Annotated in this window: 12 protein-coding genes; 4 read left to right on the plus strand and 8 right to left on the minus strand. The window is 53.0% G+C overall.

Annotated elements, in window-relative coordinates; genetic code table 11:
• The 7 genes from LCF41_RS15780 to ndk all read right to left on the minus strand — a co-directional run bounded on the left by LCF41_RS15780 (position 1) and on the right by ndk (position 7125).
• A complete protein-coding gene (locus LCF41_RS15780; RefSeq protein ID WP_015841189.1) occupies positions 1 to 621 on the minus strand; it encodes a YfgM family protein in 621 nt (206 codons plus the stop codon).
• Positions 622 to 634: 13 nt separating this feature from the next.
• Positions 635 to 1909 (minus strand): histidine--tRNA ligase, encoded by a 1275-nt coding sequence (hisS, locus tag LCF41_RS15785; protein WP_225085405.1) that lies wholly within the window; start codon positions 1907 to 1909, stop codon positions 635 to 637.
• 137 nt (positions 1910 to 2046) lie between these two features.
• On the minus strand, positions 2047 to 3168 hold the full coding sequence (gene ispG, locus LCF41_RS15790; protein ID WP_015841191.1) for a flavodoxin-dependent (E)-4-hydroxy-3-methylbut-2-enyl-diphosphate synthase: 1122 nt from the start codon (positions 3166 to 3168) through the stop codon (positions 2047 to 2049).
• Between the two features lie 40 nt (positions 3169 to 3208).
• Positions 3209 to 4216: a cytoskeleton protein RodZ gene (gene rodZ / locus LCF41_RS15795; protein WP_225085406.1), complete on the minus strand. Its 1008-nt coding sequence runs from the start codon at positions 4214 to 4216 to the stop codon at positions 3209 to 3211.
• The gene (gene pilW, locus LCF41_RS15800; RefSeq protein ID WP_225085407.1) at positions 4206 to 5003 is read right to left on the minus strand and encodes a type IV pilus biogenesis/stability protein PilW; all 798 of its coding nucleotides are present in this window, start codon (positions 5001 to 5003) and stop codon (positions 4206 to 4208) included. The genes rodZ and pilW overlap by 11 nt, the downstream gene beginning before the upstream one ends.
• A 192-nt stretch (positions 5004 to 5195) precedes the next feature.
• Positions 5196 to 6455, minus strand: a complete 1260-nt coding sequence (rlmN, locus tag LCF41_RS15805; protein WP_225085408.1) for a dual-specificity RNA methyltransferase RlmN — start codon at positions 6453 to 6455, stop codon at positions 5196 to 5198.
• A gap of 241 nt (positions 6456 to 6696) precedes the next feature.
• Positions 6697 to 7125: a nucleoside-diphosphate kinase gene (gene ndk / locus LCF41_RS15810; RefSeq protein WP_015841195.1), complete on the minus strand. Its 429-nt coding sequence runs from the start codon at positions 7123 to 7125 to the stop codon at positions 6697 to 6699.
• A 359-nt stretch (positions 7126 to 7484) separates the two neighbouring features.
• Here ndk and LCF41_RS15815 point away from each other — a divergent pair, with 359 nt between their 5' ends.
• The 4 genes from LCF41_RS15815 to LCF41_RS15830 all read left to right on the plus strand — a co-directional run bounded on the left by LCF41_RS15815 (position 7485) and on the right by LCF41_RS15830 (position 12243).
• Positions 7485 to 9065 carry a PTS transporter subunit EIIC gene (locus LCF41_RS15815; RefSeq protein ID WP_225085409.1) on the plus strand — a complete coding sequence of 527 codons (1581 nt, stop codon included), beginning with the start codon at positions 7485 to 7487 and terminating at the stop codon, positions 9063 to 9065.
• A 13-nt stretch (positions 9066 to 9078) separates the two neighbouring features.
• Positions 9079 to 10440 (plus strand): 6-phospho-alpha-glucosidase, encoded by a 1362-nt coding sequence (locus tag LCF41_RS15820; protein WP_225085410.1) that lies wholly within the window; start codon positions 9079 to 9081, stop codon positions 10438 to 10440.
• 103 nt (positions 10441 to 10543) lie between these two features.
• Positions 10544 to 11413 (plus strand): 3-mercaptopyruvate sulfurtransferase, encoded by an 870-nt coding sequence (gene sseA, locus LCF41_RS15825; protein WP_225085411.1) that lies wholly within the window; start codon positions 10544 to 10546, stop codon positions 11411 to 11413.
• Between the two features lie 41 nt (positions 11414 to 11454).
• The gene (locus LCF41_RS15830; protein WP_225085412.1) at positions 11455 to 12243 is read left to right on the plus strand and encodes a MurR/RpiR family transcriptional regulator; all 789 of its coding nucleotides are present in this window, start codon (positions 11455 to 11457) and stop codon (positions 12241 to 12243) included.
• A gap of 369 nt (positions 12244 to 12612) precedes the next feature.
• On the opposite strand, the gene sseB is transcribed toward LCF41_RS15830, so the two are convergent.
• Positions 12613 to 13407 (minus strand): enhanced serine sensitivity protein SseB, encoded by a 795-nt coding sequence (gene sseB, locus LCF41_RS15835; RefSeq protein WP_225085413.1) that lies wholly within the window; start codon positions 13405 to 13407, stop codon positions 12613 to 12615.
• Positions 13408 to 13454: the final 47 nt, after the last annotated feature.

Here is a 13454-nt window from a genome sequence, read left to right on the forward strand (position 1 = left end):
TTAGCTGGACAGGTTATTCAGTTTCATGCGCAGTAACGCTTGCTGTGCCTGCGATGGATTGGAAGACAACCCTTTGTTGTAGGCATCACGCGCAGCCTGATTATCCCCTTTGCTCGCCAGAATATCGCCACGAACTTCCGCAGCCTGTGACGCCCAGCCTTCCAGCTTGATGGCATCCAGCGTTTTCAGCGCGTCATCCGCTTTGTTTTCTTGTAGCTGAACCCGCGCCAGACGCAGGTTAACCACCGCCAGCAGGTCGGCATCTTTCGTCTGTGACAGCGCCTGTACCAATTGCTGTTCTGCTTTCGCAAAATCTTTCAGATCGACGTAATGACGAGCCAATTCCAGAGAAGCCAGCGCACCATAGGCGTTTTTATTCTCGGCCGTAAATTTCTCTGTTGCCGCAATCGCGTCGGTTTTGCCTTCGGCCAGTTGCTCCGTCACCTGCTGATAGGATGCGGACGCTGCCATCACGCTATCATTTTGGTGGTTTTGCCAGAAACGCCAGCCAACCAGTGCGCCAACACCCAGCACAACACCGACAACTAACGCCTTTCCGTTCTCCGCGAGGAAACGACGTAGTGCATCAACCTGTTCATTCTCTGTGGTATAGACTTCCACGGTGTCTCTCTCCTCAATCCAGTAACGTTGCCAGCCGCGATGCGACGTCGGCCTGTGCCAATGTATCCTGCTCGCCATTGCTCAGGTTTTTAACCACAACCTGACCGGCCGCCACTTCATTTTCGCCTAATACCAATGCGACGCGGGCGCCCCATTTATCCGCGCGAGCGAACTGTTTCTTAAAGTTGCCACCGCCGTAGTTGGTCATCAGTTTCAACTGCGGCAGCGCGTCACGTAATTTCTCCGCCAGCTGCATTGCGGCAACCTGCGTTCCCGCACCGGAAGAAATCAGATAAGCATCTACGCCTGACTGCGCGTTGAAATCTGGGTTCACAGATTGAACCAGCAGAACCAGACGCTCCAGACCCATCGCAAAACCGACCGCTGGCGTTGCGTGCCCGCCCAGTTGTTCCACCATACCATCATAACGCCCACCGGCACAGACCGTGCCCTGCGCGCCCAGACTGGTGGTGACCCATTCAAATACCGTGCGGTTATAGTAATCCAAACCACGAACCAGACGCGGATTAACGGTATATGGGATACCAGACTGCGTTAAAAGTTCACCTAACGCCTCAAAGTGTTCACGCGATTCGTCATCCAGATAATCCGTCAGCACTGGCGCGTCGTTCAGCAGCACCTGAATCTGCGGATTTTTCGTATCCAGAACGCGCAACGGGTTGGTGTACATCCGGCGCAGACAGTCTTCATCCAGTTGATCTTTATGCTGTTCGAGGAACGCGACCAGCGCTTCGCGATAGCGCGCGCGCGCGTCTAATGAACCGATCGAATTCAGTTCCAGCTTCACATGATCGGCAATGCCCAGCACCCGCCACCAGCGAGCCGTCATCAGGATCAGTTCAGCATCGATATCCGGCCCTTGCAGACCAAACACTTCACAACCCAACTGATGGAACTGGCGATAGCGCCCTTTCTGCGGACGCTCGTAGCGGAACATCGGGCCGACATACCACAGACGCTGTTCCTGGTTATAGAGAATACCGTGCTCAATACCGGCGCGGACGCAGCCTGCCGTCCCTTCCGGACGCAGGGTCAGGCTATCGCCATTGCGATCGTCAAAGGTATACATCTCTTTTTCGACGACATCGGTCACTTCACCGATAGCGCGCTTAAACAGCGGCGTTTGCTCGACAATCGGCAAACGAATTTCATTATAGCCGTAGCCGCTGAGCACCTGTTTCAGGCTGTTTTCAATACGCTGCCACAATGCCGTTTCGGCTGGCAGGTAATCGTTCATGCCGCGAATGGCTTGAATATTTTTTGCCACGTCAGTTCTCTATGCGTTTTTCAAAAAATAAACCCGATTATAGAGGGATTATCGTCGCATCTTCAATGCGGGGCATCCCCATCGGGTTCAGGAATCGTGAATTAGGCGGGTGACGGCATACCGCCACGCCGTCAGGGTTATTTATCCACCAGATTGACGGTAATACGCTGATTTTCGTCCATCATGGAGGCTTTCGCGCGGATCTTGGCTTCTAACTGATCGATCATCTGTTCGTTATCGAAGCGCTCTCTCTGCCGCACGCCGTCTTCATAGAAGCCGCTCTTGTTGTGTCCACCAGTAACACCAATGGTCGACACCAGCGCTTCACCAGGACCATTCACCACACAGCCAATAATCGACACATCCATCGGCGTGATGATGTCTTCCAGTCGTTGTTCCAGCGCGTTCACCGTCCCGATCACGTCAAACTCCTGACGAGAGCAGGTCGGGCAAGCAATGAAGTTAATTCCGCGTGAACGAATGCGCAGCGATTTCAGAATATCGAAGCCGACTTTCACTTCCTCAACCGGATCGGCCGCCAGCGAGATACGCAGCGTGTCGCCAATGCCTTCAGACAGCAGCAGTCCAAGGCCGATAGCCGATTTCACCGCACCGCTACGCGCGCCACCCGCTTCGGTGATGCCGAGGTGCAGCGGCTGATCGATACGGGCCGCCAGCAGGCGATAAGACTGCACGGCAAGGAAAACGTCCGAGGCTTTGACGCTGACCTTAAACTGATCGAAGTTCAGGCGATCGAGAATATCGACATGGCGCATCGCCGATTCCAGCAGCGCTTCCGGCGTTGGCTCGCCGTATTTTTCCTGCAAATCTTTTTCCAGCGAACCGCCATTCACGCCAATACGGATCGGGATATTGTTGTAACGCGCACAATCGACAACCGAGCGGATGCGCTCCTCGTTACCAATATTGCCAGGATTGATACGCAGACAGTCAACGCCGTACTCCGCGACTTTCAGCGCGATGCGGTAGTCAAAATGGATGTCGGCGACGAGCGGAACATTCACTTGCTGTTTGATAAGCTTAAAGGCTTCCGCCGCGTCCATCGTTGGCACGGAGACGCGAACAATATCGACGCCAACACGTTCCAGCGATCTGATTTGATTGACGGTAGCCTCAACGTCGGTGGTTCGGGTGTTGGTCATGGATTGCACCGCAATCGGCGCGCCATCACCTACAGGCACCTTGCCGACGTAAATCCGTTTTGATTTTCGACGGGTTATGGGTGCAGCGTTATGCATTACTTCATCTCCAACATTGCAGTCTTACCTGAACAAGACGTTATTCTGCGGTCAGCGTCAGGCGTGCAACCTGATTACTGCGCACAAATCGGCTTAAATCAACCGGCTTGCCTTGAAATTGAATCTGTACCGCAGCAGGTGCGCCAATTTTAAGTTTATAGGGCGACTGACCATCCAGATTCAGCGTGCCGCCGTTACGTTGCATGCCGCTGAACAGTTTCTTGCCACTGGCATCCGTCACTTCCAGCCAGCAATCGGCCGTGAAAGTCATAACCAATGCATGGGCAGCAGAGACCGGATTGCTCTCCGTTACCGTACCCGCAGCAGGAGCAACTGCCCCAGCGCCTAACAGTCCATTACCCGCAGTCTGATGCTGTGCAGTATTCGCCTGTGAAGGCGATTGGCTGGAAGGTGCCGTTGACGGCGTCGTTGAGGAAACAGAAGAAGAAGGCGTTGAAGGTGTCGCCGTGACAGTCGCAGACAGGTCGACTGGCGTAGAAGCGGGTGCCGCAGCAGAATTTTGTGCCGCTGTTTCCTGCGGGGCGCTGTTGTCCATCAGCGGAACAGGTTGCCCTTCCGTTTGTGCCTGCATCGAACTGGCGTGATCGACCATGCTATTGATTTCCGCCTGCTGAGCCTGATGGTTTTGCCACCACCATGCGCCCGTTAGCCCCAGAACAACCAGCACGACCAGCCAGGTGATTGTCATCAACCAGCCATCACGCTTTTTGCGGCTTTTTTTCAGCGAAAAACTCTGCATCGGCGAGACAGAGATCGTTTTAGGTATGGCCTGTTTATCCACGATGGGAAGCAGCTCATCTTCGGGTAAATGAACCAGCTTGGCATAAGAACGGATATAGCCGCGCAGAAAAGTCGGCGCTAAATCGGCAGGCGTCGTACCGTCTTCAATATCACGAACGGTGGAGATTTTAAGGCACAAACGCTCGGCAATAGTTTGCTGGGTAAATCCAAGACGTTCACGCGCCTCACGCAGACGTTCGCCGGGTAGTTTTGCTTCTGTTGTATCTTGGGTGGCTTCAGTATTCATTAGCTAAGAAGTGCTGGTACTGTTTAGATTGTGGAAAACTTCGCGCCAGCACGTTGCCATAACGTTCTTTATCGCCATCATGGCCCGCCAACGCGGCGAAACGAATCTGTAACCATAAGCTTTCGGCACTGGCCGGAAGAATATGCTGATAAACATCAAGCAGCAGCCGCGCTTGCTCATTTTTCCCGGCATCAAACTGTTTGTTTGCTTCCGCCAGCAAGGCACTGCCTTTCGTCGGGTCATATTTCAGCGCCCGACTTAATAAATTGCGCGCGTTTTCAGTCTGTCCGGCATGGAAAAAGCAGTATCCCGCATTTTCCAACGCATCAGCAACCTGACTGTAATCAGGAAGTTGTGCAGCCGCACTAAACTGTCGCTGCGCCGCTACATACTGCCCTAAACTACACAGAAACGCACCGTAATTATTCATGACGCTGCCATTTTCCGGCGCCATGTTCAACACGTGCTGATAACGCTGTTCGGCAAGACGGTTTTCACCTATCCGCTGCTCGTAGAGCGCCATCCCCAATTGTGTTCGATAATCCTGCGGAGCAATCGCCACCGCCTTTTCAAGATTCTGCCGAGCCGAATCCAAATTGTTGTGCGCCAGATACGCCAGCCCCAGCTGCAAGCGGGTTTGAGCAACCGCGGGATTTGTCGCTTCCTGAGGCGAATGCACACATCCCGCCAGCAACAGCACCGCGAACAGGCCACTCAGCCAGTACGCTCCACGTAATAACGCGATTCTCTGTGACAGAGACAATCCCTGTGATAGAACCTTTACCATCCCTGTTCCCCCTCGCTGTCATCCTTGCCAGACATCCTTTTGTCAGAGAGGTTACCTGAATATGAGCAGAGTGGCAGTCAGATCGGGTAACAACGCGGCGCGCCTCGCAATTTGCTCACGTTTGTCCTGCAAATTACCTCAGCAGCAGACAGCGGGTTAGCGCTTCCACGCTAACCCGCGCGCCATCCGATCTTAGACCGCTTTCACCGCAATAGGTTCACCCGCCATTTTCTTCTTCAGCGTACGCTTGGTTCTGTCCACGACTTCACCAGCCAACTGGCCGCAGGCAGCATCAATGTCATCCCCACGGGTTTTACGCACGATCGTCGTGAAGCCATATTCCATCAATACCTTGGAGAAACGGTCAACACGGCTGTTTGAGCTACGGCCATACGGCGCGCCTGGGAACGGATTCCATGGAATCAGGTTAATTTTGCACGGCGTATCTTTCAGGCATTCAGCCAGTTGATGCGCGTGCTCGGTACCGTCATTGATATGATCCAACATCACATACTCAACGGTAACACGACCCTGATTCGCATTGGATTTTTCCAGATAGCGACGAACCGCACTCAGAAACATCTCGATATTGTACTTTTTGTTGATCGGCATGATTTCGTTGCGGATGTCGTCGGTCGGCGCATGCAAAGAAATCGCCAGCGCAACATCAATCATATCGCCCAGTTTATCCAACGCAGGCACGACACCAGACGTGGACAGCGTCACACGACGCTTGGACAAACCGAAACCGAAATCGTCCAGCATGATTTCCATCGCTGGCACCACGTTAGTCAGGTTCAGCAATGGTTCGCCCATGCCCATCATCACCACGTTGGTAATGGGACGCTGGCCGGTGACTTTAAAAGCGCCGATAATTTTCGCCGCACGCCACACCTGGCCGATAATTTCCGATACGCGCAGGTTGCGGTTAAAGCCCTGCTGCGCCGTTGAGCAGAACTTGCACTCCAGCGCGCAACCTACCTGAGACGATACGCACAGCGTGGCGCGATCTTCTTCGGGAATATAAACGGTTTCTACGCGCTGGCCGCCTACCAGAATCGCCCACTTAATCGTGCCGTCAGAAGAACGCTGTTCATCTACGACTTCAGGCGCGCGAATCTCAGCGACTTCCTGCAATTTGCTGCGGAAGACTTTGTTAATATCCGTCATCTGGTTGAAGTCATCACAGCAGTAGTGATAAATCCATTTCATGACCTGATCGGCGCGGAACGGTTTCTCTCCCATCGACATGAAGAGGTCACGCATTTGCTGGCGGTTAAGATCCAACAGGTTGATTTTTTCCGCACTGGTTTTAACGGATTGAGAGGCATCAGCGGACGCCGGAGAGAATTCGGACACGGTTTGCTCGGATACGGTAGTTGTTGTAGATGCGACAGTCGTAGATGCGGTCGTTTCAGGCACGACGGTTTCAGACGCGATTTGCTTAGACATTGTCAATCCTGGCCTCGTTATTACACGTTATGGCGCTAAAAAGAAGGTTGAATTCGATGGTTATGACCAAAGAAACGCCCCGGATAAGTGCAGGCTCATCCGGGGCGCAGCATTGTACAAAGTTTAAAACAGGTAAGCTACCATCACCGCTTTTTTTCTGTGTCATTGCTTCGACACGGCACATTAACGCAACGAAAAAGAAGCAACATCACACGCGCTAACCTGTTTATTACCCGCAACATTACGCGCGCGGGCAAATTTCATCATCGCTGAAGAAATACGCGATTTCACGCTGAGCAGATTCAATAGAATCAGAACCGTGTACCGCGTTCGCCGTGAAGCTGTCAGCGTAATCCGCACGCAGCGTGCCCGCCAGTGCATTTGCCGGGTTCGTGGCACCCATGATGTCACGGTTACGTTGAACGGCGTTTTCACCTTCCAGCACCTGCACCATGATTGGGCCAGACATCATGAATTCAACCAGGCCATCAAAGAACGGCTTGCCTTTATGCTCAGCGTAAAAGCCTTCCGCTTGCTCACGGCTCAGGCGCAGCATTTTAGCCGCAACAAGGGTAAAACCGGCGCTTTCAAAGCGTGCGTAAATCGAACCAATGGCATTTTTGGCAACCGCATTCGGTTTTACGATGGAGAAGGTACGTTCTATCGTCATATTGACCTCATTAACTAAACTGTCAGATTGCAGCCGGATTATAAGAATTGTCTACCCAGCCAGTGAAAGTGGCGCAAATTATAGGTGCAGAGACCTTTGTTGCCTACCAAGGAAATAACATTTTATTAAAAAAATGTTACCTCTCATTTCCTCTTCATTAACGATTACGCCTCGCACTTTTTCGTCCCCCACAGCCTTTGCGCGGGATGTAACAAATCATCAGCGATCACAGTTCTGAAGGTTACTTGTAACGTTATAGGTTATTTGTTTTTAAAACAATAAGATAACTAGAATTTCCTTATCGTTCACTGCTAGCCTTGCTGTTGTACCCACCATAATGGCCAGTAAGAGGGCTGATAATGAAAAGAGCGGTCAATGCATTGCAAAATTTCGGCAAGTCCCTGTATGGGCCAGTGCTGATACTCCCGATTGTCGGGCTATTCATCGCATTTGGGAACGTGTTTGGTAACGGCAACTTAGCGGGCTATATCCCTTTACTTAATCACCCTTTAATTCAGGATTTTGGTCAACTGGTTTCCAAATCTGCCGTAGCGATTCTGGCTAATTTGGCGCTGGTATTCGCCGTTGGGATCCCGATTGGATTGGCAAAACGCGATAAGGGCTACGCTGCGCTGATCGGTCTGGTGATGTTCATCATCTTCATTAACGCCATGAATATCACGCTGCAATTACAGGGAAAACTCGTGCCAGCCGCAGAGATGCGCGCCGCCGGGCAAGGCATGGTGCTAGGCGTTCAGGTGCTGGAAATGGGCGTTTTCGCCGGTATCCTGATCGGCGGATTCGCAGGCTATCTGTATAACCGCTATTCCAGTAAACAGTTTAACGGTGTCATGGCGATTTATTCCGGCCACTGCTTCGTTGCCATTCTGGTTATTCCGCTGGCGATTGCGCTGGGCTTTGCGATGAGCGCGCTGTGGCCGTTTGCTCAACAGGGCATTACCTGGCTGGCCTTCGCGATTAAAGGTGCAGGCCCTGTTGGCATCGCCATTTATGGTTTTCTGGAACGCGTGCTAATCCCCACTGGGCTTCATCATCTGGTCTACACCCCATTCCTGTACACCGAACTGGGCGGCACCGCAGAGGTATGCGGCAAGTTGTATCAGGGCGCACGCAACATCTATTTTGCTGAAATGGCCTGTCAGGATGTCAAACAACTGAGTTCCACCGTAGTCTGGGACGCACGTGGCATCAGTAAAATGTTTGGTCTGACTGCCGCCGCGTTGGCGATGTACGTCACAGCGAAGCCAGAAAAGCGTCTGGCAGCCAAAGCCATTCTGATTCCGGCCGCTTTTACTTCTTTCTTGCTGGGTGTCACCGAGCCGCTGGAATTCTCCTTCCTGTTCGTCGCGCCCATGCTATTTGCCGTCCACGCCGTACTAACTGGCATAGGCATGATGCTGTTCTCCATCATGGGCGTGCATGCCATTGGTGCCAACGGCGTCATCGACTTCCTGCTTTATAACCTGCCGCTGGGCATCGAGAAATCTAACTGGCCGATGTACATCGCGGTTGGGCTGACTATGTCGGTGATTTACTTCTTCGTCTTCCGCTTCCTGATTCTGTATTTCGATATGCCAACACCCGGACGTGAAACCGATGAGGAAGAGACGCGCCTGTACTCTAAAAACGAATATCAGGCGAAAGCCGAGAGCCAGGTAAAAACGCAGGACGCAGTGAAGAACGATGATCCGCCTGTCGGCGCTACCATTATCGCCGGACTGGGCGGTAAACCAAACATCGAGGTAGTGGATAACTGTTACACCCGCTTACGGGTCACGCTGATCGACCCAACGCTGGTAGACGAACAACAGCTTAAGAACACCGGTGCGAAAGCCGTTATCCGGCAGGGTAACAACGTACAGGTGGTTTACGGACTTCACGTCAAAACGATACGCGAAGCAGTTGAAAACGCGCTTTAACAGGAGACTGACCATGACGAAACCCCCATTCATTCTGACCATTGCCGGCGGCGGCAGCACCTATACCCCAGGCATCGTAAAGAGTCTGATGGTACGTCTCGCGGATTTCCCGCTGGCAGAGATTCGTTTGTATGACATCGACGGCCCGCGGCAGGACATCATCGCGCCGGTGGTGGAAAAGGTCATTCGTGACCACAGTGACAGCATCGTTTTTACCGTCACGACCGACGCGGAGACCGCGTTTAGCGGCGCCCACTTTGTCTTTGCCCAGATGCGTGTCGGGCAGTACAAGATGCGCGAGCAGGACGAGAAAATCCCGCTACGTCACGGCGTCGTCGGGCAGGAAACCTGTGGCCCCGGCGGACTGGCCTACGGCCTGCGCACCATTCTGCCGATGGCTGAGCTTATCGATCTGGCTGAGCTCTATGCGCATAAAGAGGCGTGGATCGTCAATTACTCCAACCCTGCCGCGATCGTTGCCGAAGGCGTACGCCGCCTGCGTCCTAACGCCCGCGTGCTGAATATCTGCGACATGCCGGTTGCCGCGATGCGTAACATTGCCGCCGTGCTGGGCGTCGATCGTCACGACATCACGGTGGACTATTTCGGGTTGAACCACTTCGGCTGGTTTACCCGCGTGCTGGTCGATGGTGTCGATCGTATGCCGGAGTTGCGCGAACACATCGCCCGCTACGGCCTGCTGACCGCCGATGCCGCCGATACTGACCCACAACACGCCGATCCATCGTGGGTGAAAACCTGGCGCAACATCAAACCCATCATGGATCATTTCCCTGAGTTCGTGCCGAATCCGTATTTGCAGTATTACCTGATGCCGAATCAGATCGTGGAACATCAGGATCCTGACTACACGCGCGCCAATGAAGTGATGGACGGGCGTGAGAAGAAGCTGTTTGCGGCTGCCGCCAGCTACAAAGACACCGGTATTCTGTCGGATGCGTTCCACGTTGGCGTACACGGCGCGTTCATTGTTGATGTCGCCTGCTCGCTGGCGTTCGATCTGCGTCAGCGTCATCTGGTGATCGTCGAGAATAAAGGTGCCATCGCCAATCTGCCGTACGACGCGATGGTCGAAGTGCCCGCCTATATCACCGCGCAAGGGCCGGAGCCGGTGCGGATGGGGAACGTACCGCAGTTCCATCGTGCCTTACTGGAACAGCAGTTGGCGTCCGAACAATTGCTAGTAGAAGCCACGCTGGAAGGCAGCTACGAGAAGGCCTTGCAGGCATTTACCCTGAACCGTACCGTGCCGACGATGCAGCACGCCAAAGCCATTCTGGATGAGATGATTGAAGCCAATCAGGATTACTGGCCGCAATTAAAACAAGCATATAGAGACGGTATCGCCCAATAATCTGCGACTTGTCGGATGAGGGAAAATCGCTGACAATGAATCTACCATTGAATATCAATGGTAGATTCGGGGCTGAATTCGTCGGCCCCAACGTGGAGGATCTATGTCAGCATCGTCTTCTGATTTGCCCGTTTCTCATGAGCGGTTTGTTTCCGCAGACTGGCTTGCCAGCCGCCTGAATAACAGCAGTATCACACTCATTGATGCCCGAATGCTGCCACCGGGCAACACCACCCGTGATATTCATGCCGAATACCGCGCCGGTCACCTACCTGGCGCGGTTTTTTTTGATATTGAAACCCTGTCCGATCACAGTACCGATCTGCCGCATATGATGCCAACTCGCGAAAACTTCGCACGGGCGATGGGCGAGTTGGGGATTGATAACCAGCAGCATCTGGTGATTTACGATGAAGGAAATCTCTTCTCAGCGCCGCGCGCGTGGTGGATGTTGCACACCTTCGGTGCGACATCCCTTTCAATCCTGAGCGGGGGTCTGGCAGGCTGGAAAGCGCAAAATATGCCGTTGGAACAGGGTGATGTGACACCGAAACCAACCACGTTTCACGCTACGTTGGATGAAAGCGCGATTCGCTCATGCGATGATGTACTTTCCATCAGCCGGGATAAATCAGAACAGATTGTCGATGCCCGTCCCGCGCCGCGCTTTCATGCCGAAGTGGACGAACCGCGTCCCGGCCTGCATCGCGGCCATATTCCCGGCAGCCTGAACGTGCCGTGGACCGATTTAGTACATAACGGTGCGCTGAAACCCAACGCTGAACTGGCAACCATTCTGCATAAGAATGGGGTGGATTTCACTCGCCCTATCGTCGCTAGCTGTGGCTCCGGCGTCACGGCATCTGTCGTTGTGCTGGCGCTGACGCAGTTAAATGTCCCGAATGTGACGCTGTACGACGGTTCATGGAGTGATTGGGGTAGCCGCGATGATGTTCCGATTGCGCGCGATTAATCCCGTTCAGTGTGTTATTTGCCGTCAATCAGGGGTAGCGGGTGGATAATCGGCTGGCATCCTTAATGCAGCATGGTCAGGTACTGACGCGCGCGGAGTATCGCGTGCTGGCTTTTATCGCCGAACATTCGTCGTTGATAGGCAAAATAACGGTGCGTGAACTGGCGCAGAAGACCTATGTCTCCACCGCCACCATCATGCGGCTGTGCCAGAAAATCGGCTTTAGCGGCTACAGCGAATTCATTTATCACTGTAAAACGCTGCTCACGGATAATCCGCGTCTGGCTCCCTCGCCCGTCGACACGCCTGATGACGCTTCGCTTCCCGATGCCTTCCCGCATTTTGTCGACAATTACCGCCGCACATTTGCCTACATTAGCCATCAGGATAGAGCGACGTTCAGCGCTATCCTGCGACAGGAAAGCCATTTTTTCCTCTATGGCGCGGGGTTCTCCCATCTGTTTGCCGAGTATTTGGCGAAGAAGTTACAGGTGTTGGGGAAAGATGCGTTCTCTTCCGGGCTAGGAGACAGCCGAGGCATTTTTCTTAATAACGCACCGAAATATCAGGTGTTTATCGCTATCTCCCGCAGTGGAGAGACCGAACAAGTGTTGGATAAGGCGCGTATCGCCAAAAACATTGGCATGAAAGTGATCGCGTTTACCCGAGCGTCGTTGAATTCATTAGGCGAGTTGGCCGATTTACACTTCCGGCTCTACGATGATGCGGTTCACTATGCGGCGGAAGCTGGCGAGATTAGCTCATTTGAATCGAATATGGTGATGCTGATCGATTTACTGTTGTTGCAGGCAACAGCGGAAAAATCGTAATCCGCTGTCGCCTCTATCAAATTTATATACCCTATATACCCTAAATAATTCGAGTTGCGTGACAAAACGTTATCGTTTTGAACAACGCTCTGCGTTGACCCTTTAGGGCAAGGCCCATTTATGGCTTTGTAACGCGGCAACCGCATGACAAATCGGTTTTAATCGATTTGAACAGCGCTAGCACTGACCCGAAGGGTGAGCCTCTATGAACCTCATTAATCCCCAGGAGCTTACACAGGTAAGTGACTGGGGTGAGTAAGGACAAATCGGCCTAGCCGATTTGAACGCCGCTTGCGGCGGCCCTTCAGGGCGAGGCTAAGGATGAGCCGAGTATTGCCAACGCACAAGCAGCTTGAAGTATGACGGGTATCAGGCGTTGCCGGTGGCCTTAAACTCCCTCAGGAAACTCCCCCACTTGCGTTCATAGAACGGCGTGGTGTGTTTAATCATGTAGTGGCTGATCCCCGGCTCACCTTCTTTCACCAAACACAGATCGACAGGACGCTCGTCCGGCAAGGTATCACTGGCGACGCTGCCCGCTTCACGGATGATGGTTTCTTCATCCTGATCGACATCAATCCCAATCAGCAGGTGGGGCTGTTCTTCGCCCGGCTCCTGAATCTGCGCCAAAAACGCTCGTTTTACATGGCGATGCTTGGTAAACAGCTGCGTCAGGGAATCAATCATCTGTGCTGGCATCTCGGCTGGCTGACTCAGCAAGACCTGCATCTCTTCTTCGACGATACGCTGCTGAACAAAACCGTGACCTTCGCCAGACAGAATATGTTCAATTTCCTGCGGCAAAAACTCTTTGCCATACGAAAGTTTAGGATTGAGGAACAGCGTGACGCCCTGTGTCATTTCAAACAGCGAACGCGTCGGTAGAGCCAGAAAAGACGCTTCTTCCGTAATCACGCTCTGTAAAGCTTCCAGAGAAGAGAAGAAAGGAATAGCAGATGAGCCATCGTCTTTTTCCCAGTGTTGGATATTCACATTACTGCCCGCATGCAACACCACCTCACCGGATTCATCCCCGTCATCGGTCGTGCCCAACACAAACACCGTGGCTTCCATCAGTTCACTGAAAAACTCAGGACGATGTGCGGGTTCCGTTGCAGCCAGAATCAGCACTTCTTCCAGTTTATTACGTGGCGAAAACTCCATACTTTCCTCAACATGATTACGTTAAAAAACCGACGCGTGAGGCTCTA

Source organism: Pectobacterium colocasium (assembly GCF_020181655.1).
GTDB lineage: Bacteria > Pseudomonadota > Gammaproteobacteria > Enterobacterales > Enterobacteriaceae > Pectobacterium > Pectobacterium colocasium.

Coding starts and splice junctions, on each gene's coding strand:
- pilW (WP_225085407.1), bottom strand. CDS start 5,003: ATGGTAAAGGTTCTATCACAGGGATTGTCTCTGTCACAGAGAATCGCG.
- LCF41_RS15815 (WP_225085409.1), top strand. CDS start 7,485: ATGAAAAGAGCGGTCAATGCATTGCAAAATTTCGGCAAGTCCCTGTAT.
- rlmN (WP_225085408.1), bottom strand. CDS start 6,455: ATGTCTAAGCAAATCGCGTCTGAAACCGTCGTGCCTGAAACGACCGCA.
- ndk (WP_015841195.1), bottom strand. CDS start 7,125: ATGACGATAGAACGTACCTTCTCCATCGTAAAACCGAATGCGGTTGCC.
- sseA (WP_225085411.1), top strand. CDS start 10,544: ATGTCAGCATCGTCTTCTGATTTGCCCGTTTCTCATGAGCGGTTTGTT.
- ispG (WP_015841191.1), bottom strand. CDS start 3,168: ATGCATAACGCTGCACCCATAACCCGTCGAAAATCAAAACGGATTTAC.
- rodZ (WP_225085406.1), bottom strand. CDS start 4,216: ATGAATACTGAAGCCACCCAAGATACAACAGAAGCAAAACTACCCGGC.
- sseB (WP_225085413.1), bottom strand. CDS start 13,407: ATGGAGTTTTCGCCACGTAATAAACTGGAAGAAGTGCTGATTCTGGCT.
- LCF41_RS15820 (WP_225085410.1), top strand. CDS start 9,079: ATGACGAAACCCCCATTCATTCTGACCATTGCCGGCGGCGGCAGCACC.